The 22,575-nt window shown below is 55.6% G+C and carries 19 protein-coding genes and 1 CRISPR repeat array; of the genes, 8 read left to right on the forward strand and 11 right to left on the reverse strand.

All coding sequences use genetic code 11. From position 1 onward, the window contains the following. Window positions 1-158 precede the first annotated feature (158 nt). The 3 genes from GURA_RS04250 (at window position 159) to GURA_RS04260 (ending at window position 4,300) form a co-directional block, all read left to right on the forward strand. On the forward strand, window positions 159-1,541 hold the full coding sequence (locus tag GURA_RS04250; RefSeq protein WP_011937768.1) for an IS4-like element ISGur1 family transposase: 1,383 nt from the start codon (window positions 159-161) through the stop codon (window positions 1,539-1,541). A 105-nt stretch (window positions 1,542-1,646) separates the two neighbouring features. Next, complete coding sequence (cas2e, locus tag GURA_RS04255) at window positions 1,647-1,955, forward strand: type I-E CRISPR-associated endoribonuclease Cas2e (RefSeq protein WP_011937769.1); 309 nt, start codon at window positions 1,647-1,649, stop codon at window positions 1,953-1,955. 68 nt (window positions 1,956-2,023) lie between these two features. Further along, a CRISPR array of direct repeats spans window positions 2,024-3,821; the repeat unit is 29 nt; unit sequence CTGTTCCCCGCACGAGCGGGGATGAACCG. Window positions 3,822-3,844: 23 nt separating this feature from the next. After that, window positions 3,845-4,300 carry an NlpC/P60 family protein gene (locus tag GURA_RS04260; protein ID WP_011937770.1) on the forward strand — a complete coding sequence of 152 codons (456 nt, stop codon included), beginning with the start codon at window positions 3,845-3,847 and terminating at the stop codon, window positions 4,298-4,300. A gap of 31 nt (window positions 4,301-4,331) precedes the next feature. Here GURA_RS04260 and GURA_RS04265 read toward each other — a convergent pair whose 3' ends face one another. Then, complete coding sequence (locus tag GURA_RS04265) at window positions 4,332-5,207, reverse strand: hypothetical protein (RefSeq protein WP_327049732.1); 876 nt, start codon at window positions 5,205-5,207, stop codon at window positions 4,332-4,334. A 59-nt stretch (window positions 5,208-5,266) separates the two neighbouring features. After that, window positions 5,267-6,676, reverse strand: coding sequence for a mercury(II) reductase (merA, locus tag GURA_RS04270; protein ID WP_011937772.1), 1,410 nt, complete (start codon window positions 6,674-6,676; stop codon window positions 5,267-5,269). A 465-nt stretch (window positions 6,677-7,141) separates the two neighbouring features. On the opposite strand from merA, the gene tkt reads away from it, so the two are divergent. Beyond that, the gene (gene tkt / locus GURA_RS04275) at window positions 7,142-9,181 is read left to right on the forward strand and encodes a transketolase (protein ID WP_011937773.1); all 2,040 of its coding nucleotides are present in this window, start codon (window positions 7,142-7,144) and stop codon (window positions 9,179-9,181) included. A 61-nt stretch (window positions 9,182-9,242) separates the two neighbouring features. Here the strand turns inward: tkt and GURA_RS04280 are convergent, their stop codons facing one another. From GURA_RS04280 to GURA_RS04315, 8 genes are all read right to left on the reverse strand, one after another. Then, a complete protein-coding gene (locus tag GURA_RS04280; protein ID WP_011937774.1) occupies window positions 9,243-9,650 on the reverse strand; it encodes a type II toxin-antitoxin system HicB family antitoxin in 408 nt (135 codons plus the stop codon). Continuing rightward, entirely contained in the window at window positions 9,647-9,862 is a 216-nt protein-coding gene (locus GURA_RS04285) for a type II toxin-antitoxin system HicA family toxin (RefSeq protein WP_232278975.1), read from the reverse strand. Before GURA_RS04285 ends, GURA_RS04280 begins: the two co-directional genes overlap by 4 nt. Window positions 9,863-10,043: 181 nt before the next feature. Then, complete coding sequence (locus GURA_RS24545; protein WP_041245270.1) at window positions 10,044-10,439, reverse strand: transposase; 396 nt, start codon at window positions 10,437-10,439, stop codon at window positions 10,044-10,046. Window positions 10,440-10,458: 19 nt separating this feature from the next. Then, a complete protein-coding gene (locus GURA_RS04295; protein ID WP_232278976.1) occupies window positions 10,459-11,418 on the reverse strand; it encodes a transposase in 960 nt (319 codons plus the stop codon). Between the two features lie 88 nt (window positions 11,419-11,506). Beyond that, window positions 11,507-12,190, reverse strand: coding sequence for a reverse transcriptase N-terminal domain-containing protein (locus GURA_RS04300; RefSeq protein ID WP_011937777.1), 684 nt, complete (start codon window positions 12,188-12,190; stop codon window positions 11,507-11,509). 760 nt (window positions 12,191-12,950) lie between these two features. After that, window positions 12,951-13,721: an NHL repeat-containing protein gene (locus GURA_RS04305; protein WP_011937778.1), complete on the reverse strand. Its 771-nt coding sequence runs from the start codon at window positions 13,719-13,721 to the stop codon at window positions 12,951-12,953. A 222-nt stretch (window positions 13,722-13,943) separates the two neighbouring features. Then, window positions 13,944-14,429 carry a VOC family protein gene (locus tag GURA_RS04310; protein ID WP_011937779.1) on the reverse strand — a complete coding sequence of 162 codons (486 nt, stop codon included), beginning with the start codon at window positions 14,427-14,429 and terminating at the stop codon, window positions 13,944-13,946. 375 nt (window positions 14,430-14,804) lie between these two features. After that, window positions 14,805-15,896, reverse strand: a complete 1,092-nt coding sequence (locus tag GURA_RS04315) for an IS91 family transposase (RefSeq protein ID WP_011937780.1) — start codon at window positions 15,894-15,896, stop codon at window positions 14,805-14,807. Window positions 15,897-16,454: 558 nt separating this feature from the next. On the opposite strand from GURA_RS04315, the gene GURA_RS04320 reads away from it, so the two are divergent. Beyond that, a complete protein-coding gene (locus GURA_RS04320; RefSeq protein WP_011937781.1) occupies window positions 16,455-17,144 on the forward strand; it encodes a Crp/Fnr family transcriptional regulator in 690 nt (229 codons plus the stop codon). Here the strand turns inward: GURA_RS04320 and GURA_RS04325 are convergent. Continuing rightward, window positions 17,116-17,676, reverse strand: coding sequence for a DUF523 domain-containing protein (locus GURA_RS04325; RefSeq protein WP_011937782.1), 561 nt, complete (start codon window positions 17,674-17,676; stop codon window positions 17,116-17,118). The two genes, GURA_RS04320 and GURA_RS04325, sit on opposite strands and share 29 nt — an antisense overlap. A gap of 278 nt (window positions 17,677-17,954) precedes the next feature. Here GURA_RS04325 and GURA_RS04330 point away from each other — a divergent pair, with 278 nt between their 5' ends. The 3 genes from GURA_RS04330 to GURA_RS04340 all read left to right on the forward strand — a co-directional run bounded on the left by GURA_RS04330 (window position 17,955) and on the right by GURA_RS04340 (window position 22,563). Continuing rightward, complete coding sequence (locus tag GURA_RS04330; RefSeq protein WP_011937783.1) at window positions 17,955-19,586, forward strand: GAF domain-containing sensor histidine kinase; 1,632 nt, start codon at window positions 17,955-17,957, stop codon at window positions 19,584-19,586. Continuing rightward, window positions 19,579-19,953, forward strand: coding sequence for a response regulator (locus GURA_RS04335; RefSeq protein ID WP_011937784.1), 375 nt, complete (start codon window positions 19,579-19,581; stop codon window positions 19,951-19,953). Before GURA_RS04330 ends, GURA_RS04335 begins: the two co-directional genes overlap by 8 nt. 102 nt (window positions 19,954-20,055) lie before the next feature. Further along, complete coding sequence (locus GURA_RS04340; RefSeq protein ID WP_011937785.1) at window positions 20,056-22,563, forward strand: mannose-1-phosphate guanyltransferase; 2,508 nt, start codon at window positions 20,056-20,058, stop codon at window positions 22,561-22,563. The last annotated feature ends 12 nt before the right edge of the window (window positions 22,564-22,575 follow it).

Raw genomic sequence — 22,575 nt, forward strand, 5'->3', positions numbered from 1 at the left:
ATGGGTTTGATGGGTTTGATGCAGTCAACTCATATAACTCAACTTTCGCAGCTGGTAAATATATGTAACATATTGTAATTATTAATAGTATAGCGTCGCAATCTGGGTTAAAATGGCTTTGTTCCCCAACAAATCCACTAGCACAGAGAGACGACGCTATGCAGCAGATTGTAGCAGGATTTGCATCCGTAGAAAACCGGATTCATTCGTTCTTTCACAATCAGAACCTCGGCCAGTTACTTCGGCAAAGCAATGTCAGGAAGGAAAAGGGCGTTAGCCTCGACACCTTGTTCCAGCTTTTGCTTTCCCTTGCCTTTACCGGAAAAAATCTGTTCCGTCTCCTGGAGAGTCCAGATTCACCGGATGGTATCGGTAAAGACACTGCGTATCGGCTGTTGAACTCGGTCAATGCCAACTGGCGCCGTTTTCTGTTGCTGCTCAGCACGCGGGTCATTGTCCAAAGGCTTCTCCCGCTGACCGATGAGACGACCACCAAGGTGCTGATCGCTGACGACACTCTGTATCGTCGCGACCGCAGCAAGCGGGTCGAACTGCTGGCACGGGTGCATGACCACAACACCGGTCGTTACGTGCGTGGCTTCAGGATGCTCACCCTGGGGTGGTCCGATGGGAACAGCTTTGTACCCATGATGCTGTCGATGCTCAGCTCTGCCAAGGATAAGAACCGCCTTGCCCCAATGCGTGAGGGCATCGATAAGCGCACCAACGGATATCAGCGCCGCCGGGAGAGCATGAGGAAATCCACCGACGTACTGGTGGACATGGTTGCCTTGGCAATGAAGGCAGGAACCACTGCCCGGCACCTGCTCTTTGACAGCTGGTTTGCTTTCCCCGCCACCATCAGGCGGATCCGCGCCCTGGGGATGCATACCATCTGCATGCTCAAGGATACGGGTAAGGTCACCTACGAGGTGCAGGGGTGGCCGTTCACCCTGAAAGAACTATTCAAAGAGGTCCGCAAGCGACCCGGTCGAGCCAAAGTGTTGGCAGAGGTGCTGGTGACCATAGGTCAAGACATTCACGGTAAACCGGTGGCAGCAAAGATCGTGTTCGTCCGCGACCGCAGTTCGAAGAAATGGCTGGCGCTCCTTTCCACCGATACGACCTTGACCGCCGAGGAGATCATCACGCTCTACGGCCGTCGCTGGGACATCGAGGTGTTCTTCAAAATGGCCAAGTCGTTTCTGAATCTGGCAAAGGAGTTCCAGAGTCGTTCCTTCGATGCTCTGGTCGCCCACGCCACACTGGTCTGCTGCCGCTACATTCTGCTTGAGCTGGTGAAACGGGAAAATGCTGATCCTCGAACTCTTGGCAGCCTGTTTCACGCTCTATGCGATGAAATAAGACGAATTGGCTTCACAGAAGCAATGGCACTGTTGCTCACATTTCTGGAAGAATCACTCAACAGCATTATTGGATTGTGCAAAGAGCAGGTGCAACAACTGATACAACGCTTTATAGAAACACTACCAAGAGCTTTCAGGGAGCGAATGCTACTTTTGGCCCCGGTATGCAGCTAAACCATATATCTGTCAACTAGTTACGGCCAATCTCGCTAGTGCGAAAGTTGAGTCATATAACTCAAAGAACTCAAAGAACTCATATAACAAATAGGAGTGATAAAGATGCTGGTGATCGTGGTTGAGAATGTGCCGCCGCGGCTGCGGGGGAGGCTGGGGCTGTGGCTGGTGGAGGTGCGGGCCGGGGTCTACGTGGGCAAGGTCTCGCGCCGGGTACGTGAAATGATCTGGGACAATCTGGAGAAGGGAATAGATAACGGCAATGCCGTGATGGTCTGGAGCAGCAACACCGAGTCGGGGTTCGATTTTATGACCCTGGGGGCCAACCGGCGGATACCTGTTGAGATGGACGGGATCAAGCTGGTTTCGTTTCTGCCGGAGGAGGCGGCAGAGGGTAAAGAAAAGCCTTTTTGAAGGGTGAAAAAATCGGTGGAATTTATGCAGTTGAATTTGCTTAATGATTTTGAGGAAGTAGAGGAAGTCTGTTCCCCGCACGAGCGGGGATGAACCGTTGTTTTAGCATGTGTAATCACCTTCTCGTCACTGTTCCCCGCACGAGCGGGGATGAACCGGTGCAAGTGGTGAAGAACATCTGGAAATGGAACTGTTCCCCGCACGAGCGGGGATGAACCGACCTGTGCGGGATGCAGTGGCCTGTGCCTTGTCTGTTCCCCGCACGAGCGGGGATGAACCGACGTTGGTCTTTGCAGTTCTTTCTGGCCAACACTGTTCCCCGCACGAGCGGGGATGAACCGGCCGGCCGTCTTCTGGGTGACGAGAAAATACTCTGTTCCCCGCACGAGCGGGGATGAACCGGCATGGAGTCGTTGCGGACAGCCGCCGACAGGCTGTTCCCCGCACGAGCGGGGATGAACCGGAATGCTATTTCTTTTTTTCCTTTCCGAGAAACTGTTCCCCGCACGAGCGGGGATGAACCGATGATCTGTCTGATGCGGAAATCCCGCAGGAACTGTTCCCCGCACGAGCGGGGATGAACCGATTTAGTCTCTCCTGCAGCAAATGTCCCGGAGCTGTTCCCCGCACGAGCGGGGATGAACCGACGCGCCCGCCCGACATGACTGAGAAAAACGTCTGTTCCCCGCACGAGCGGGGATGAACCGAACGACCGCAATTTCCAAGTAGGGGATGAACTCTGTTCCCCGCACGAGCGGGGATGAACCGGTGGTTCGCCGGTTTAACAAGCGCTCGGACTCCTGTTCCCCGCACGAGCGGGGATGAACCGCATGGAGCACAGCGAAGAAGCATTAATCGACACTGTTCCCCGCACGAGCGGGGATGAACCTCAGAATATGGAGATAGCCATGATGAGACAGACCTGTTCCCCGCACGAGCGGGGATGAACCGCCACACATTGTTTTCGACATAGCGGGCATGAGCTGTTCCCCGCACGAGCGGGGATGAACCGAACCCGGTCGTCATGATAGGCATGGAGGACATCTGTTCCCCGCACGAGCGGGGATGAACCGGTTCCCCTGTGTCCCCAGGGTTTGCTTCATTGCTGTTCCCCGCACGAGCGGGGATGAACCGTTTGATTATATCTTGTTCTGCCATGCACTGATCTGTTCCCCGCACGAGCGGGGATGAACCAGGAGACAAACCATGAACGCAAAAAATCAAATCCTGTTCCCCGCACGAGCGGGGATGAACCGTGCGGTGTGTGGTGCCCGGTGGTCTGTCAATACTGTTCCCCGCACGAGCGGGGATGAACCGGGACCGCGGCGAGCCGATTACCCCGGATGAGCCTGTTCCCCGCACGAGCGGGGATGAACCGAGTCTGCGGCGGCGGATCGTGCTGTACGTGAACTGTTCCCCGCACGAGCGGGGATGAACCGTCGGATCGCCGTACGCTCCGGTGCCGGTTAATCTGTTCCCCGCACGAGCGGGGATGAACCGGCTGACGGGCGGGGTTTCGTCCCCGTCCAGCCCTGTTCCCCGCACGAGCGGGGATGAACCGGGCGGGGTAATTGATTGGCAAGATGAAGAGCTCTGTTCCTCGCACGAGCGGGGATGAACCGAGTTCTCCTCCAGCGATTTGCTGGCGGAGGCACTGTTCCCCGCACGAGCGGGGATGAACCGTCTGCGGGGCTCTACCTTGGATATTTCCGTATCTGTTCCCCGCACGAGCGGGGATGAACCGCCGGGCGGGTGCGCTTTGTCGTTATAATGTTTCTGTTCCCCGCACGAGCGGGGATGAACCGCGCGCCCGCTGGCCGTGGAACGCGGATCGTTGCTGTTCCCCGCACGAGCGGGGATGAATCGGCGTTATCGGCTGGGGGGGCAACGTGCGCAGCGGCCTGCCGCAGATGCTCTCCCTCTATCCGCCGGCTGGCAGTGCGCCTCTACCCTCGGAAACTGCCACCATGTGGCAACTGCACGGGGTTGACTGCTCCGGCCTTTTATACGAGGTGACCGGCGGCTTCACCCCGCGCAACACCAGCGCCCTCATCGGTTACGGCAAGGGTGTCGAGATCGCCGGCTTGAGTCCGGAGCGGATCATCGAGCGGGTGGAGCCGCTCGACCTGATCGTCTGGCAGGGGCATGTGATCATCATCCTCGACCGGGAACGGACCATAGAGAGCCGTCTGGATTGCGGCGGTAAAAACGGCGGGGTGGTGGTCCGACCGCTTCAAGAGGCCCTGGCAGGGGTGATGACGGGGCGGATGGCGGTGGATGACTACGGGGATGCCGCGAAACTGGGAAAGAAGGGGTTCGTCATCAGGCGCTGGTACGGCAGGTAAGGGACGTTTTCACGGCGGTGCCTTTCGAGTATCACCGCTGCCCGCGGCGTTTCAGCTCCTCTTCCACCGCAACCTTCTGTGTCTGGCTCAAGCGTTGTGAGGCGAGCAGGTTTCTGATTTCGGCTGTGTTGAGGGTGGGGAGGAAAAGGTTGTACCAGACGACCGGGGTCTTCTGATTTCTGAGGAGGGCGGTGATGAGGTTCGGCCGCGTCTTCCAGCGCGGGTGACGGGCGATCAGGGAGATGGTTTCGGCGCTGGCCTTGGCGCTGCTTAGAAACTGGAAGATGGCGGATTCCTTGATGCGAGGGTTGGTGAGGCAGGCATCGATGATCTGGGCGTCTCCTTCCCGAAGGAGCGCCTCGATTATGTTGGCGGTTCCCCGGCGTGCCAGGGTCAGCTTGTTGCCGAGGGGGGTGCCCGGGAGCCGCTGGATGACGGCCCGCTCGGCAGCCAGCTTCTGGTCCGGCGTCACGCCGGGAAGGTAGCAGATGGTTACCAGCTCGAACAGGTAGAGATGGGGGAGGAGCGCCAGGGTCACCTGGCCGGGGGTGTTGGGATTGCGAACCACCGCGACTTTGAGGTTGTGGCTCTCGCCGACTGCCGGCAGACTGAAGACGGCCTTGAGCAGCTCTTCGCTCAGATCGCGCCGCTCAAGAAGAGCGAGGAGGTGGGCCTCGTCGAGGGACGGGTTCTTCAGCGCGGCACGCAGCACCTCCATGGAAGGAGATTGCAGCACCTGGCGCAGTTCATTCTTGTCCGCTGTCAGAGCATGGTGCAGCTGATGTGACAAATTTGGGCCAAAAGTGGCAATTTTTGCGGAGTCTTCCATAACAACCTGTAATATTGACCGCCGACCGCCGACTGCCGACTGCCGACCATCGACTATCGACCATCGACTATCGACCATCGACTATCGACCATCGACTATCGACCATCGACTATCGACCATCGACTATCGACCGGTTTTCACTCTGCGCAGCAGGAGAGTTTGCTGATGTCCCTGCTGAACCCCTGGGCACAGAGTCGCAAGCCTTCGCCGATTGATGGGTAGACATGCAAGGTATTTGCCAGATCCTCGACGGTGAGCTTGAAGCGGACGGCCATGGCTGCTTCGTTGATCAGATCCGCCCCGCGATGGCAGGAGAGATGGACGCCGAGCAGGCGGCCGGAGCCTGAATCGGCAACCATCTTTATGGCGCCCCGGGTCTGGCCGGTGACGTGGGCTTTGGGGATGGCGGCGACCGGCATGGTGTTGACGACCACGGAAAAACCGGCTTTTTTTGCCCCTTCCTCGCTGTAGCCGACGGTGGCCACCTCCGGATCGGTAAAGATGGCCATGGGGATGGACGGGTAGTCCATGGTGCAGCCGCAGCCGGGGTTGAGCATGCTGTCTATGGCGACGATCCCTTCCCTGGCGCCGATGGTGGCGATCATCATCCCGCCGGCCACGTCGCCGGCCGCCCAGATGCCGGTGGCTGTGGTGCGCATCTGCTCGTCCACCCGGATGAAACCTTTGCCGTTCACCTCCACCCCGGCCTTTTCCAGGCCGATACCGGCGGAAGCAGGGGCAGTGCCGACAGCCAGCAGCAGCTTCTCCGCGGCGAACTCTTCCCGCCGGCCGATCACCTCCGCTTCCACTACGGTTGTTTCCCCCCGCCTGGAAACGGAACAGATCGGGGCGTTGAGCACGATTTCCATCCCCTCGGCGACAAGTGCCTCTTGCAGTGCCAGGACGGGTTCCGCTTCCAGTGCCGGGAGGAGTCGCGGGCCATGTTCGAGCACGGTCACTCTGGTCCCGAGACGGAGGTACATCTGCCCCAGTTCCAGGGCGATCACCCCGCCGCCGATGATGACGAGCGATTCCGGCAGGGACTTCATGAGCAGGGCGCTGCGGCTGGTCAGGTAGGGGGTTTCGTCCAAGCCGGGAATGGCAATGGTGCGCGGGAAACCGCCTGTGGCGATAAGAAACTTGTCTCCCCTGTAGACACGGTCTGAGACCTCCACCGCATCCGGGGCGACGAAACGGGCGGTCCCCTTCACCAGTTCCAGGCCCGGCGCGTTTTTGAGGACATCCAGGTACTTGGTTTGCCGCAGATGGTCGACTGCCGCATCTTTATGGGCAATGAGACGGGCAAAGTCAACGCCATGGTCTTCGATTTGCAAGCCGATGCTTGCCCCGAGGCGGGCCTCATGGCGGAACAGCGCGGCATGGATCAGTGTTTTGCTCGGTATGCATCCCCAGTTGATGCAGGTGCCTCCCAGGACGCTCTTTTCGATCATCAGCACCCTGGCTCCCAGGGACTGGGCTCGCAGCGCGGCGGCAAAAGCGGTGGACCCGGAGCCGAGAATGACGATGTCGTGACGGTTATCATGCATGGTTATTACCTCTGGGAATAGTTTACCCGCTAACGTCCCACAGGCAATATAAAAACAGCGTAACCGGGTGGAAAAACCAGTGTGTTATGAAGTAAGCCCAGTAGTGTCCGGTTATAAAATTGCACTGACTCTCCAAGCCGTAAAAACCAGCACGTTGCACCCTCCCCCAACCCCTCCCATCGAGGGAGGGGAGCTTTAAAGTCCCCTCGCCCCTTGTGGACCCAAATTGCGGGCCTAAAGGAGAGGGCTAGGGTGAGGGGGGAAGTGCGGACGCAGAAACTTAACCGGACAGTGCTGAAGTAAACCAATTCGTGAAGTTTTTTATTTTACTAACCGCTGCTGGACGCCGATAAATACGGTTAAAAGCAAAAACCGATAATCGTGGGACAAAGACAAAACTGGATTTCCCGATACGTAGTGGTATTGTCTGTTCAATAATATCGGTGTAACGGGAGGGGGAGAGCTATGGCAAAGGGGAGCCTGACGGAGCGCGAAGCGCGGTTGGGGGCGAATACTTTGCGGATGCTGGCGGTGGACGCGGTGGAACGGGCCAATTCCGGTCATCCCGGTCTGCCGATGGGGGGCGCCGATTATGCCTTTCTCCTCTGGCACAATTACCTGGTTTTCAATCCTGTTGATCCGCGTTGGCCGAACCGGGACCGCTTCATCCTCTCGGCGGGACACGGTTGCATGCTCCTTTACGGCCTTCTCCACCTGTTCGGCTTCGCTCTTTCCCTCGACGATTTGAAAAACTTCCGCCAATGGGGGAGCCGCACGCCGGGGCACCCGGAGTACGGCCACACTCCTGGTGTTGAGGTGACCACAGGTCCGCTCGGGCAAGGATTTGCCGACGGGGTGGGGATGGCGCTGGCGGCACGGATGGCGGCTGAGCGTTTCAATGACGCCATTTTCTCCCCCATTGACCACCATATCTACGCCATTGTCAGCGACGGCGACCTGATGGAAGGGATCAGCTCGGAGGCGGCATCGCTGGCCGGTCACCTGAAGCTGGGGAACATCATTTATATCTACGACGACAACGGCATCACCATCGAGGGGAAAACGGAGCTGGCCTTTTCTGAGAATGCGGGGAAGCGTTTTGCTGCCTATGGCTGGCATGTGCAGCGGATCGACGGCCACGATTTCGACCAGATCGATACCGCCATCGGCGCGGCCCAGTCGGAGAAGGATCGGCCGTCGCTGATCATCGCCCGAACCCACATCGCCCAAGGGAGCCCGAACAAGCACGATTCGGCAGTGGCTCACGGCTCCCCCCTCGGCGCTGAAGAGGTTGCGGCGACCCGCAGAAACCTTCACTGGCCTGAAGAGCTCTTTTACGTGCCCGCGGAGGTTCGGGCGCTTTGCGAGAAGCGCAAGGCGGATATGTTGAGCGTCCATAGAGAGTGGGAAAGAAACCTCGCCCTCTGGCGCAGGCGCAATCCCGACAAATCCCGCCTCTGGGATGAGATGTGGCAACGGAAGCTGCCGACGGACCTTGCCGACAGCCTGCTTCAGGCGGTGGGCGGTGCGGAAGGGGCGACCCGTTCCCTGTCGGGAAGGATCATCCAGGAGGCCGCGGCTCTCGTGCCGGCGCTGGCAGGGGGCTCGGCCGATCTGGAGCCATCGACCAACACCGGCATCAAGGCGTCACAGTCGGTCTCGGCCGGTGCGTTTGGCGGCAGGAATATCCATTTCGGCGTCCGTGAACACGCCATGGCAGCCATGCTCAACGGCATGGCGCTCTACGGCTGTTTTGTCCCCTTCGGCGCAACCTTCCTCGTTTTCTCCGACTATTGCCGCCCGGCGATTCGTCTCTCCGCCCTGATGGGGGCCCAGGTGATCCATGTCTTTACACACGACTCCGTTTTACTGGGAGAGGACGGCCCCACCCATCAGCCGGTGGAGCATCTTTCCTCGCTGCGCCTGATTCCAAACCTCACCGTGATCCGCCCGGCCGACGGCGTCGAGACGGCCCTGGCCTGGACCGCCGCCCTGACCAGGAAAACCGGCCCAACCGCGCTGGTCTTGTCCCGGCAGAAGCTCCCGGTCCTGGCGAGAGAGGGGACGTTTGCTCCCACCCTTGTCCTCAGGGGGGGATATGTGCTGGTTTCCGGCGGTGACAAACCCGATGTGATAATCATGGCCAGCGGCTCCGAGGTGTCGCTGGCGGTTGCTGCCGGCAAACTCCTTGCCGAACAAGGCATCAATGCCAGGATTGTCTCCGTCCCTTGCCTGGAGGCATTCAGTGCCCAGCCGCAAACGTACCGGCGGTCGGTGCTCGGCGGCAGGGCGCCGCGAGTGGCCGTCGAAGCCGGGCCGGGCGCTCTCTGGTGGCGGCTGCTCGGTGCCGGCGGCCTGTTCATCGGTGTGGAAAGCTTCGGCGCCTCGGCCTCGGAGAAGGTGCTGGCGGAACAGTTCGGCCTGACGCCGCAGCAGGTTGCGGAGCGGATTGGCGAGTATGTGTCCCGGAAACAAAAAAGGAAAAACTTCTTGCGCACAAAGTGAGTGGGTGAGAGATGGTATCCAGTTTTAAATCTTCTCAAAGCCAGAGAGCGGGAGCCCAGCCTCAGTGAGCGCACTTCTCCTTGTGCCCGATGCTTTCGGCGATAAGAGTGAGTACAAGGGTGTTGAGGCTGACCCCTTCCTGTCTGGCCATGGCAACGAGCCGGGCGTGAAGGGTTTTGGGCAGGCGGGCAACGAATTTGCCGGATGCTTCTATCAGTTCTACAGGCTTTGCAGTCGGTTTGGGGATCGGATTCCCCATGTCGATCGCTGCGGAAATCCAGGAGATAAAGGCGTCCCTCCCGTTGGCGAACGCTTCCTCGATGGTTTCCCCGTCTGACATGCAACCGGGGAGATCCGGAAACGTTATGAGGAAGCCGCCACCATCCTCCTTGGGGAGGGGGGAGATTTCGTGCATGTATTCTTCAAAAGCATAGGGAGGGGCAACGGTTTTGATTTTCTTTACATTCATGGATTGATTCTCCTTACCTGATCGATCAGGGCGATGAATTGCCTGATATAGACCGGCTTTATCGGCCTGTGGGCCGGAATACTGATGGCCAGCTCAATGCCGGGAAACGAGAAAATGTGATGGCTGCCGCCATGGTTGCGAATCTCGATACCGTATTTGACCCCCACGGCAATCAAGGTTTCTATCCGCCAGTCACGGGGGTTATTGCGCATATGCTCAAGTTGTTTTTCCGCCGTGCTCATATTGAACATGATACTGAATGTAGTACTATATGTCAAGAGCAGGTTGAAGGCTGAAGGTTGAAGTCGAGGCCGATGCAGCAGGAGTGGGTGCTGAATGTCATGAGTCAGTGCGAGGAGCGGTAGGTTTCTGCCGTTAAAGTTTTTTACTGATTTATACGAGGCTGTACAAATATACTATGATGGAGGTTAGGAAGTGGCTGTAAGGGTGAGAAGAATAGATTGTGCAGACAATGGTATTGGATACTGTCGGTGTTGGACAGTGTGACACGGTTGAAAAGTCTTGACAGGTAATTGCGTATGGTGTCCCCGGAATTCTCCCCGGAATTCTCAGTATCCGTCTCAACTCCCGGATCTCTTCCGAAAGCATGTGGCATTCAGGAAGAAGGTTCACCCGCAACAGGTCAGCGATCATCTCGGCATCGGCACGGTCATTCTTCTTTTTCGCGGCGGTTATCGCCTTCAACATCTCGGGATGCGCCACTTTCAGGTCAACTGCATACGGTGTAAGAAAATCGTAAATCCAGCCGGTAAAAATGGTTGCCTCCATTGCCCCGATCCAGAGGAGGCTAGGGGGACGTAGTTGATTTGTTGATTTGCTCTTCAACGCCACCCCATTTACCTGAATTCTGAGCTAGCAATGCGGCACCTCGGGATGCTCCCCTGCAAACTCCGGAACGGGTGATGCCCAATGCTTTTGCCACGGTTTCACCGCTGTAACCTATCCTGCGTGCGGCCAGATAGCAGATAATACTTTTTGCGTCAGATATCAGTGCTCCTCTCCGACGTTGCCCTAACGCTTCCGGCTCAACATCGGCCACCTCCGCGACGAGTGTTACTAACTGGGCCAGAGGCATTCGCAAATCCAGTCTTTCGGAAACTTCTTTTTCCTGTTTCAACTGCTCTACGAATTCGGCGCGGCCGAGTATTCGGTCATCGTATGCTGTGATCAGCTCACCGCCGACTAATTTCAGCACCCGCTTGAGGCCGCCACCCACAAGTTCCTCTCTCCGCCCCAACGTAATCCCGTCTGCAACGAACGACTGATATTTTTCCTGCGCCAATTTTTTCCGCTGTCCGAAATACCGCAGCACTTCTTCCACATTTTGTCCCGGCATTTCCCGTCGGCCCATCAAAACTGCATGACCACTCCATGGATATTCATTCAGCTCAACGGTGTCCTTGACGATGCCGGCACGCAAAGGATTAAGGTGAATGTACCGAACCAGTTCGAGAAGATAAGGGTCTTCCTCGCAGATGATCGACTTGTAACGGTTCTGGAACAGATGGCCACTACGGTGGTGGCGCAAATTGAATGTGACGGCATAGCCTGTCAACAGTCGCCGCATGAGGTGTCCAAGCTTTCCTTGCGTTGGACGCAAAAGCATATGGGCGTGGTTGGTTAAAAACGACCAGGCAAGGCATTCTGTTCCAGTTTGTATCAGCAGGCTGGAAAAGCGATCCAAAAATGATTGCCGGTCATCATCGTCCAGAAAAATATCTCGTCGTTCAACTCCTCTGACGATCACGTGCTGGAGGACTCCGGGTATGTCAAGGCGTGCGGCTCGTGGCATGATGTCCAATATACACGATCTTGATGCTAAGTCAACAAATCAACTACGTCCCCCTAGCCCGCGTCCCCCTAGCCCGTCCAAGCCACTTGCGAAGAATCTCACGATCCATGGGAATGTTACTCATCAGCCAGTTCTGGCAGATATTGTCGTAACACCCCGTGATATCCGCTTCTAATACCCATGGTGCTGAGTTCGGTTTGCTCAGTGCGTTGAAAGCTGCGGCGGTGGCGTCGGCGCACCTGCGGCCTTCCCGGAATCCATAGGAATTGCCGTCAGCCGTGGTTTCCGCCACCGGAGCCAGCGCCTGCTTGTACAGCGCCTGCATGGCCCGATCCAGCATGGTGGGTATTGATAACGGTCGTTTCTTCCCGTTCTTCTTCGGGATGTAGATTCTTCTCAGTGGTTGCGGCTTATAGCCACGTCGGCGCAGGCTGCATGCAGCGCGCCATCTGGCTTTGGCGGTTTTCCAGAGAATTCCGTCAACGCCAGGGGTTTTCTTGCCTTTATTCGAAGTCACTCGTTTTACTGCCAACAGCTTGGCGTGGAACGAGCGGGTCAGCAGGTGTTGCAGGGCTCTCACCCTGTTCCACCGGTTTTCCAGCACAGCCTTTGCGATACGGATTTGCAGCCTCCTGACTTCGCGGCGGGCGGTCTTCCAATCAACCTTGCCCCATGTTCCGCTCTTGCCTCTGGGCGCACCGGCCGGAGCCGTCTTTTGCTTTCCCATCTACAGAGGTTCTCCAAATGATCTCGCAACGGAACACCAGTCGGACGTGGGCGCGCCATTTCGCCGAGGGGATGGAAGGATGTTCCCCGGTTTTAACGCGAGCCATGTTTCATGCTCTATCCACCCTGTTACCGGGCGGCATTTGCTTTTTCCGACCTCTTACTTTCGCCCCTCCATCTGTCTGCCTTGCGGTCGGCTTGCCATGTATCGCGTTCATGGCGGAGTGACGACTTTTCCACGTTCCGCGTGATTATCTTAACGGACAACTTAGGTGCGGTCTGAACGCCGGTGGCTCAACAATCCCGTGCAGTGACGTTAATGCACTGCAACCTGGCCACGCATGTTTACGCTGGGAAACATGCATATCCCCTGATAACTCCCGTAGGGTAGAAGCCCATCTGACGGCGCGTCAACGACCATTCACTTAATTTCACCATATTGTCCTGCCCTAGCCCTTAACCGGATGGAGTTTCCGGAGGGGTTCTCCTGTCGCCATTCAAACCCGATTCGGTACATTGTCAGCGGGCTTCGCACCAAGTACACAGCGCGTACCCAGCACGCCGCCTAGGGCGCTGAAGGGGATACTTCAGGTGCTTGATAGATAAAACAATAACAATATCAAGTACATATAATCACGCGACATCGTGTCGCGAATAACGGTTCGGGAGATCACCTGACAGCTTCTTGGTCAGGTGCATCTTCCTTGTTGGGTTGTTGACCCTCATCTTCCCTTCGCATGCTCTTCCTCCCGGGTCCGTTTTTATTTTTTTGTTACGGAATAAAAATCAATGCCCGCACTGGTAAGTACTACCAATTGGTTATTATGGAACTCAAGCCTCCTGTCCCATGAGGTAGTCGGAAGACCGATAGTGGTAATTTCATCAATTATTGTTTTGTTTACGGCGTCGTAAACAACTATCTTCTTGTCAAACATATTGCTGACCCAGACCTCTCCGTTATGATATGCAATGCCGGTATCTCTGTCTCCTCTGCTTAAGAAGTGGGTTCTCTGGCCGTTGCTTGGGTTGATGGTATCTATTTCTCCTGTTCCTGACGAAATCCATAGATTGGTTCCATCCCAAGACAGATCTGTTGGTCCAAGTATTGAAGTAGAAGACATATTTCTAATAATTTGCCCTGTCGAGGGATCAACTTGAACAAGTTTATTGTTGTTCCCTGCAACCGAAATCCAGATCGACGCGCCATCCCAGGTAATGCCATAAACCCCTGTTCCTAAAACCTCAATCAGGTTTTGATAAACATAGTAAGCAAGGGATGCTCCCGTGTTGGGATTGAAGCAGGTAAGGCTGTGAGAAGAACCATTATGAACACCAGACATGATCCATATATTGTCATTGTTGTCGAATGCAAACCCAACTGGATTTCCCACCGGCACAGCAATACTTCGTTGGGCGGTAACTGCATAAACGGCATCGGTACTGCTTCCACCTGTTCCGCTGCCCCCACCACAAGATGCTAGCAATAACGTCAGCAATGAAAAAAATAACGACTTGATAATCTTAGATGACATACTTCTTCCACTCCTTTTTATTTTATTCCGTCAATTTCATATTTTCATTCGTCCAACGGTTCGCGCAGTTGACCCGTTCGGGCAGCCTTTCCGCCCGACCGGTGTCCAACTGCCTGGTTGTAACCTTTTGCTTTCTCTCGTTTTTACATTTGTCTTAAAGTACTTCCCTGTTTTTTTCTCTTCTCATAAAGCAATAAAGCAGGTACGTCCCCCTAGGTTTTCTCAACCGCGGCGCGCAGCCTCGATTGCGGCGATGTCGATCTTTCTCATCTGCATCATCGCATCGAACGCACGCTTGGCGGCAGCGGGATCGGGATCGGTTATCGCTTTCGTCAGCGCCACCGGCGTGATTTGCCAGGAGAGGCCCCATTTGTCCTTGCACCAGCCGCACGCACTTTCTTGGCCGCCGTTGCCGACGATTGCGTTCCAGTATCGATCGGTTTCGGCCTGGTCGGCGGTTGCGACCTGAAACGAGAATGCTTCGTTGTGCTTGAACGCTGGTCCGCCATTGAGCCCGAGGCAAGGAATTCCCATCACGGTAAACTCGACCGTCAACACATCACCTTTCTTCCCGGACGGATAGTCTCCCGGTGCGAGGTGCACCGCGTTGACGGATGAATCGGGAAAGGTCTTGGCGTAAAAGCGCGCCGCGTCCTCGGCGTCGCCATCGTACCAAAGGCAAATCGTGTTCTTTGCTGGCTTGGTCATGTCATTTCTCCTTTGTGATTAGACACCCTACGCCGGAGTAAACGATGCGCTCGCAGTCGAAGGGCATTGGCTCGGCGGACAACGAATAAGACTTTATGCGGTGCGTAGCGAAGCGGAGCCGCCGCATAAAGTCGTGTTGGACTAAACCGTCTTCGGGCCTGTGCACGTGCTATCTGGATTTTTATACCGATTTTTGTCTTTGGGTGCGTGGATAATACGGGTTTTATGAGGGCAATTCAATAAAGAATTGTTGTTGATTGTCTCATTTATCAGAATTTCTCTGATTCCCTGCCTTGTTTAACCATCGGACTTTACAATTTTTGCCAACTTCGGGCGCAGTTGTGGCGTTGCGCCGGTTTTGTCCCGCGCTGCTTTTCACTGTTTTGTCGTTATTGTCCGTGCCCTTCCTTGCGGCGGGCTTCTCGCTTTACGCGGCAGCCAGCTGATTATCACCATTGTCCCCTCTTCACAGCAGGGACAGCGGCGCTCTGCCGGTGGCGGAGAAGTCTCTTCGTTCTTTTCTTCTTTTGTCTTTCTTCTCTCTGCAAGCAGGAGCTGCAACCGTTTCAGGGTTACTCTATTTCCTGGACTTAAAAGTCCGTAGTAGCGGACCTTGTGAAACCCCTGCGGCAGGACGTGCTGCAGGTAGCGACGCAGGAACTCCTTTACCGGTAGCCGCATATTCTTCCACTCTCTGGTGTCGGAATTCTGGTAGCGGAAGACGACCTGACCGTTATCCAGGGCAAGAATACGGTTATTGGTAATGGCGATGCGGTGGACGTATCTGCCAAGGTAATGGAACACCTTTTTTGCCCGGTTGAAGGTCGGTTTGCAGAAGACCACCCACTCCTTGTCCCAGACTTGCCCAGGAAAGATCACCTCGGGAAGTGCTTTTCTGGCCATCTTCATGAACCGGTAGCGAAAGCCCTTTGACAGGGCTTTCACCGGCACGAGGTACTTCTTGCGGGACTCCCGCCATTGGCCGTCTTTATCAAGTCCGCCGGCGGGGACCAGCATATGCACGTGGGGATGGTGCTCCAGAGCTCTTGTCCAGGTATGCAGGACGGCGAGGATGCCGAGTTTGCCGCCGACGAACTTGGGATCGAGTCCGATTGCGGCGAGGGTTTCCACTGCTGCCTGCATGAGGATGGCGTAGAGTACCTTCTGGTGTTTGCGTACCGGGTCTCTCAGTTCTGACGGAAGGGTGAAGACCAGATGAAAGTAGCGTACCGGCAGGAGTTCGCCTTCTCTCTTGGTCAGCCAGAGCTTTGTTTCATTACCGTGGCATTTGGGACAGCTTCTGTTTTTGCAGGAGTGGTAGAGGTATTGTTGATGGCCGCAATCTTCACACTCATCGACATGTCCTCCCATGCTTTCGGAAATCAGGGACATAATACGGATTATGAACACCATGTCACCCATCTTCACTGGGATTTCAGCTTGTGGAGTGATAACGGTCCAAGTCATGAAAAATCACTTTTGTGATTCTCTTAGCCCTCAATACATCTCCCTTCACGGCTTAATATACGCATTCAGCCCGATTGTCACAGGCTTGCCGTCAACTTCGGCTGTGGTAACGGCATTCCCCCGTGTGCTTGCAACCACCAGGGTTTTCCCGGATGGAAACTAGTTCATCTGACAGGCAAACTGCGGCCATCGTTGGGGGTGGTGTTTAACTGAGGTGAAGGCCGCGATGGCGGATTTGGTGGTAGCAGAAAGAAAAGGGAGCCCTGGGCGGCTCCCTTTTCTGTGGTATCATATGGCAAAAGCAGGTAAAGTTGGCAAACGGTCTTGATCTGTGCCCACGGGGATAAATTAATGTAATTATTTTTGTATCCTATTCAGCCGCTTACTTTATCATGGTTTTTCAGTTACTTTGGCGTTCCTCATAACCCCTCCCGACCTCCCCTTAGCTTAAGGGGAGGGGTGTTATCAGTTCCCCCTCTTTGGTTAAGAGGGGGTTAGGGGGAGTTACGGCCTGACAGGAGCTGAATAGTTACTTATTTTTCAACTATTGGAGTTCAAATGGAAACAATCCAGATTCTGAAAAAATCCCTCCTCTTCTCCGGCCTGGACGACGAACACCTGGCTGAGGTGGCGGTTATTGCCATCAAACGCACCTTTGCCAAGGGGGAATCGCTTTTCAACGATGGTGATGTGGCCAACGGTTTCTATCTGCTGGCGGAGGGATCCATGAAGCTCTGCAAGATGTCGCCGGACGGCAGGGAAAAGGTGCTCCATTTCGTCCATGCCGGCGAGACCTTTGCCGAAGCGGCCTTTTTCGGCGACGGCAAATATCCGGCCGAGGCCAAGGCCATGGAGAAGGGGGAAGCGCTGTTCTTTCCCCGGGAGGCGTTCATGGGGCTTCTGGAGAGAAACCCGCGTTTTTCTCTCAACTTGATTGTTTCGCTCTCGCTTCTGTTGCGCCGATTTGCCCGGCAGATCGAAGAACTCTCCTTTGCCGATGTGCCGGCGCGTCTGGCCGCCTACCTGGTGGAGATGGCCGGGAAGAAATCCACCACCTTCCAGGGGAAGACCTATATCGATCTGGACATGAAAAAAGGGGAACTCGCCTCACGCCTCGGCACGGTCAGCGAGACCCTTTCCCGCACCTTCAGGAAACTGAAAGAGGAGGGGCTTATCGAGGTGGAGGGAGGACGGGTGGTTGTCAACGATATGGAGAGACTCAAGGGGCTGGTGGGGAAACAACAGTGAGGCGATCTATCCAGCGCCGGTAGGTGAGAACCCTTTCGATGAAGTCCTTGTGGATGGCCACGTCGCACAGGCGACCTTCTTCCTCCACCGGCAGCAGCGGGAAGTGTCTGACAATTGCATCGGCAAAAAGCCCCCGGCCGCTTTCCACCGGGACCCCCCGGTTGTAGACCTTGACGCGAAAGAGGCCGGAACTGGGCGAATTTTTCTTGAAGATAAAGCCGCACAGCTCTTCTTTCTCCAGCTCGCTGACTTTTTCCCGGCAAAAAGCAAGCATCTGTTCCGTCAGGTCCTGCCTGGTTTTGATGGTCATGAGGCGTGGGGCGGCCGGGTCGCCCTCCAGGCGCATTGCCTCCCGCGGCGTGGAAAGGCCGCAGCCGACTTCCGGGCAGACCCCGACAAAGGTGAAGAACTTTCCCAGGGTGTCGGTGATGAAGGGGGCGTGCTTGTGTCCTCCGTCAAAACGGACGTTTTCCCCCAGCAGGCACGAGCTTATCCCGATCTTGATCGATGCTGTTGCGATGTCTTTTCCCATGCGGATACTTTAGCACGGTTCATGACAGAGGTGTATTTGAATCTGTTATTGATTCGGTGGTTAAACATATCAATGGTAGGGGCGAGGCTTGCCTCGCCCAATCGGGCAGGGGCTGCCCTGCCATACCTCAGTGTTTTACATGTTTAGCCACCGGAGCAATAAATAAATGATTGTGGTGAAAAGTCGTGGAATAGCCTTGAAAAAACGGTTCATGCTGGTATACTTTGGCCGTTTCCGCCTTGTGACAAAGGGTTTGCAAAGACAGTACGGAGGTTTGCTTGGATTGGGAGTGCTGCTGGACTAAAAACGAGATAACGCCTGAAGAATGTCCTTACATAACCGAAGGTGAAGAGGACCTCTATGGTTCGTTGCAGCGCAGGGTTGTCGATAAATGCATGGAGTGCCCCAGGTTCAAGAACGACCTCCAGCGCATGAAGGATCTTGCTTATCCGTTGTCCGAGGTATTGCCGCACATTATCTCCGGATACCGGGAACAGAAGGCCCGGATGGCCTCCATGGCCAGTTTCGTCAACCGGAAGACCCGGGAGATCAAGTTTCTCCACGAGTTGAACGTTGTATTGCAAACCTCCCTGGACCTGGATGAAGTGTTGTCCGTGGCTATGACCGCCATTACTGCCGGCAAAGGCTTTGGCATGAATCGGGCGTTCCTGCTCATGGCCGACAAGGAGCGGCAGTATCTCAAGGGATACCTGGGAGTAGGCCCGAGAAATTACGAGGAGGCCTGGCAGATCTGGCAGGATATCGATCGGACCAACAACACCCTCAGGGCGATGGCCAGGAATTTCCAGAGGACCAAACTCTCTTCCGAAAAAGTCAAATTCCAGGATATCCTGGAGAAGCTTTCGGTCCCCCTTGCCGATGAGAAGCATATCTTCAACCGGGCGCTCCGCGGTAAAAAACCGTTACTGGCTGAGAACGCTTTTCATAATCCTGATGTGGATCCCGGATTGGCGCGGATCCTTGGCGTAGACTGCTTTCTCGTCATGCCCCTCATTTCGAGAAAACGGCGTATCGGCATAATAATCGCCGACAACTGTGTGACCCACAAGCCGATTACCCCCCAGGACATGCAATCCATGGAGACCTTTGCCTTTCCCGTCGCCTTTGCCTTGGAACGGGCTTCCCTTTACGAACGGCTTCGGGAGGAGGTCACAAAACAGACCGCCGCCAACGTGAAGCTGAAGGAGCAGCAGGAACTGATCGTCAAGATGGAAAAGATGGCTTTGGTGGGAAAGATAACCTCCAGCATCGCCCATTCCATCAGGAATCCGTTGATGATTATCGGCGGATTTGCCCGCTCCCTGCTGAAGAGCAGCGCCGAGAACGATCAGAAAAGATCGTATCTGGAAACGATCGTGCAGGAGGCGAAGCAGCTTGAAGATGTCCTTGCCGAGGTGCTCAACTATTCGGACTCACTGTTCCCGGCCATGGACATGTGGGATGTAAACCAGCTTGTAACGGCCGTCTACAACGAATTGCGGGAGCGGCTGATGCAAAGGAGTATCCGCAGTTCTCTTGAGCCTGCGGCAGATTTGCCCATGGTCTGTATCGATTATAAGCAGATTGCCTACTGTGTCAGGGCGCTCATCATCAATGCCATGGAACTCATGACCGGCGGCGGTGAGATTTGGCTCAAAACGGCCCTGAATGGTGAATGCGTGACTGTCGAACTGAGCGATGACGGCCCGGCGCTGAGCCCTGAGGTGCGGGAGGCGCTGACCACCCCCTTTGTCGCTACCCAGGAAATGGGAACTGGTTCAGGCTTGCCTCTCTGCAGGACCATCCTTGAAAAACAGGGCAATGAGCTTTTAATCGGGGACCGCCGGGGGGGCGGGACTACCTATATTATCAAGCTTCCCATCACGAAAGGAGAAAGAGTACATGGCTAAATTGCTGGTTGTGGACGACGAAGCCAACATCAGGCTTCTCTACGCGCAGGAACTGAGCGACGAAGGGTATGAAGTGGTCACTGCCGCTTCTACAGCCGAGGCTGTGGAACAACTTGCCGGCAATAATTTCGACCTGGTTGTGCTCGACATAAAGCTGAAGAACGAAAGCGGCATAGAGCTCTTGCAGCAGATCGTCAAGGAGCGTCACGAACTGCCGGTGATACTCTCCACGGCGTTTTCCTGCTACAAGGATGATTTTTCCGCTTGGCTCGCAGACGGTTATGTGGTTAAGTCCAGTGACCTACAGGAACTGAAGGCAGAAATAAAGCGGGTGTTGGACAAGAAAAGCAGGATAAAAGCCGGATGAGGCCGATGTGACGTAAAGAGGCCCGGCCGGGGTGTCTGAAAAGACGAGCCGCAAACCGTATCTGCATGATAAATTTCCATTCTGAAAAGGAGTAATGTGTCTATGAAAGCAGTGATTATGGCGGGGGGATTCGGTACCCGCATGCAGCCCCTCACCTGTAATACGCCGAAACCGATGATCCCGCTCCTGAATCGTCCCATCATGCTCCATATAGTGGAACTCTTAAAGAAATACCAGATAACGGATCTGGTGATGCTCCTTTATCATCAGCCGAGTGTGATCAGGAACTTTTTTCGCGACGGCTCCGATTTCGGGGTGAAAATCACCTATGTCACGCCGCTTGAGGACATGGGGACGGCTGGCGCCGTGAAGTGCGCAGAGAAATTTCTCGATGAACGCTTCCTTATCATCAGTGGTGATCTTCTCACCGATTTCAACCTGCAGAAGGTCCTGAATTTTCACGAAGACAATAAAGCCCTGGCGACGATTACCCTGACGTCAGTGAAAGACCCGCTCCAGTTCGGCGTTGTCATTACGGATAAGGATAAAAGGATCACCCAGTTCCTGGAAAAGCCGGGCTGGGGCGAAGTAATTTCCGACACCATCAATACCGGCATCTATGTGCTTGAGCCGGAAATTTTCAAATACATTCCCGACGGGGAAAATTTCGACTTTTCCCAGGACCTTTTCCCGCTGCTCCTGAAAAAAAAGGAACCGCTCTTCGGTTTCCCTCTCAAGGGTTACTGGCGGGATATCGGCAATACCGATTCCTATAGGGAGGCTCACTACGACATCCTGCGCGGCAAGGTTTACGCCCGGATTGATGAGCAGAAGCAGGACCTGATCGGCAAAGATCTGCGCATCGGTGCAGACGTCAAGCTCGACCGGAACATAGGCCTGGACGGAACCGTGGTGATCGGCGACAATTCCCAGGTACAGGACAGCGCCCAGCTCAAGGATACGGTAATCGGCCGCAACTGCACCATCGAACCGGGGGTGCGCCTTTCCCGCTGCGTGATCTGGGACAACGTCTATATCAAGAAAGGGTCGAAACTCACCGACAGTGTCCTCTGCAACAATGTCAGCGTCGGTCAGGGTGTGGTCATGGAGGAAGGGACCATCGTTGCCGACGATACTTCCATCGGTGAAGAGGTGTATATCAAGCGCGATGTCAAGATCTGGCCGCGCAAGGTTATCGAGGGGGGCTCCACGGTGACCGGCAACCTGATCTGGGGAGAGCGATGGAAAAAATCGCTCTTTGAAGGGAAAATGATCAAGGGGCTTACCAATATCGAGCTGACCCCGGAATTCGTGGCGAAGCTCGGCTGCGCCTACGGCACGTCGCTTCCCAAGGGGAGCTTTGTCCTGGTCGGCCGTGATGCTTCCCTTTCTTCGCGGATGTTGAAACGGAGTTTTCTCGGCGGCATTCTCTCTGCCGGGGTGAACGTCCGCGACCTCAGGATGGTGCCGCTGCCGGTCCTCCGTTACAAACTCCGGACCTTCGGCGAAATGGGAGGTGTTCACTTCCGCCAGGCCATGGACGATCCGGCTTCAACTGAGATAGTGTTCCTCGATGGCGATGGCCTCGACTTCTCCAGTTCCATGGGTAAGAATATCGAGCGGATCTTTTACAAGGAGAACTTTCGCCGCGCCCATCACATGGAGCCGGGGGGAATCACCGAGCTGCCGCAGGTGTTCGAGTTCTACCGGGAAGGTTTCGCCCGTGCCATCAACCTGGAACTGGTGAAGAAGGCGGATTTCAAACTGGTCATCGACTTCAACCATTCCCCCGCCGGTCAGACCCTCCCGGCAATCCTCAACGACATGGGGTGTGAAGTGATCGGGATCAATGCCTATATCGACGAGGAGCGCGGGGCGAAGAAGACGGAGAAAAAAACGGAAAGCCTGCAGCAACTGGCAAAGATCGTTGCATCATTGGAGGCAAAGGCCGGTTTTTGGCTCGACCCTACCGCCGAAGAAGTTATCCTGGTGGACGAAACCGGCAAGATCTATGAGCCTTCGGAGCTACTGCCCCTGCTGGTGGCGTTGGCCCTCAAGAGCGGCGTGAGGGGCGCCTTTGCAGTGCCTGTATCCGCCCCGTCGGTCATTGAGCAGATAGCCAGTGAAAAGGGAAGCTCCGTACGTCGTACCAAGAGCGCCGAGCGGGCCATGATAGAGGCGGCACTTTCTTCGGAAGTAATTATGGCGGGCTCAATGGACGGCCGGTTCGCCTTCCCCAAATTCCAGGCAGCGTTTGACGGCATGTTCACCATCGCCAAGACCGTCGAGATGGCTGCGGCAGCAGGCATCCCCCTCTCGCGGATGCTTGAGGACATTCCCCGCCGCACCTTCCTCCAGGGAAAGGTGCCCTGCGTCTGGGAGATGAAAGGCGGGATCATGCGCAAGATGAGCGAGGACAGCCTGGACAAGGAGGCTACCTTCATCGACGGCATCAAGGTGCATTTCGGCGAAGATTGGGTGCTCGTGCTTCCCGACCAGTACAACCCGTTCGTTCATATCGTCGCCGAGGCCAAGGAACAGAAGGTCGCCCAGAAGCTTCTCGACGAATACCGGAAAAAAGTGGAAAAATGGAAGAAGGAGCTGCAATAGAGGCGGTTCAAT

The sequence above is a fragment of the Geotalea uraniireducens Rf4 genome, assembly GCF_000016745.1.
Lineage (GTDB): Bacteria > Desulfobacterota > Desulfuromonadia > Geobacterales > Geobacteraceae > Geotalea > Geotalea uraniireducens.

What these genes read in the sequence shown, in the direction of transcription:
- merA (WP_011937772.1), bottom strand. Translation starts at nt 6,676, where the DNA reads ATGCATGATAACCGTCACGACATCGTCATTCTCGGCTCCGGGTCCACC.
- GURA_RS04335 (WP_011937784.1), top strand. Translation starts at nt 19,579, where the DNA reads ATGGCTAAATTGCTGGTTGTGGACGACGAAGCCAACATCAGGCTTCTC.
- GURA_RS04280 (WP_011937774.1), bottom strand. Translation starts at nt 9,650, where the DNA reads ATGAATGTAAAGAAAATCAAAACCGTTGCCCCTCCCTATGCTTTTGAA.
- GURA_RS04310 (WP_011937779.1), bottom strand. Translation starts at nt 14,429, where the DNA reads ATGACCAAGCCAGCAAAGAACACGATTTGCCTTTGGTACGATGGCGAC.
- GURA_RS04305 (WP_011937778.1), bottom strand. Translation starts at nt 13,721, where the DNA reads ATGTCATCTAAGATTATCAAGTCGTTATTTTTTTCATTGCTGACGTTA.
- GURA_RS04285 (WP_232278975.1), bottom strand. Translation starts at nt 9,862, where the DNA reads ATGCGCAATAACCCCCGTGACTGGCGGATAGAAACCTTGATTGCCGTG.
- GURA_RS04300 (WP_011937777.1), bottom strand. Translation starts at nt 12,190, where the DNA reads ATGGGAAAGCAAAAGACGGCTCCGGCCGGTGCGCCCAGAGGCAAGAGC.
- GURA_RS04320 (WP_011937781.1), top strand. Translation starts at nt 16,455, where the DNA reads ATGGAAACAATCCAGATTCTGAAAAAATCCCTCCTCTTCTCCGGCCTG.
- cas2e (WP_011937769.1), top strand. Translation starts at nt 1,647, where the DNA reads ATGCTGGTGATCGTGGTTGAGAATGTGCCGCCGCGGCTGCGGGGGAGG.
- GURA_RS04250 (WP_011937768.1), top strand. Translation starts at nt 159, where the DNA reads ATGCAGCAGATTGTAGCAGGATTTGCATCCGTAGAAAACCGGATTCAT.
- GURA_RS24545 (WP_041245270.1), bottom strand. Translation starts at nt 10,439, where the DNA reads ATGGAGGCAACCATTTTTACCGGCTGGATTTACGATTTTCTTACACCG.
- GURA_RS04265 (WP_327049732.1), bottom strand. Translation starts at nt 5,207, where the DNA reads ATGGTCGATAGTCGATGGTCGATAGTCGATGGTCGGCAGTCGGCAGTC.
- GURA_RS04315 (WP_011937780.1), bottom strand. Translation starts at nt 15,896, where the DNA reads ATGACTTGGACCGTTATCACTCCACAAGCTGAAATCCCAGTGAAGATG.
- GURA_RS04325 (WP_011937782.1), bottom strand. Translation starts at nt 17,676, where the DNA reads ATGGGAAAAGACATCGCAACAGCATCGATCAAGATCGGGATAAGCTCG.
- GURA_RS04340 (WP_011937785.1), top strand. Translation starts at nt 20,056, where the DNA reads ATGAAAGCAGTGATTATGGCGGGGGGATTCGGTACCCGCATGCAGCCC.
- tkt (WP_011937773.1), top strand. Translation starts at nt 7,142, where the DNA reads ATGGCAAAGGGGAGCCTGACGGAGCGCGAAGCGCGGTTGGGGGCGAAT.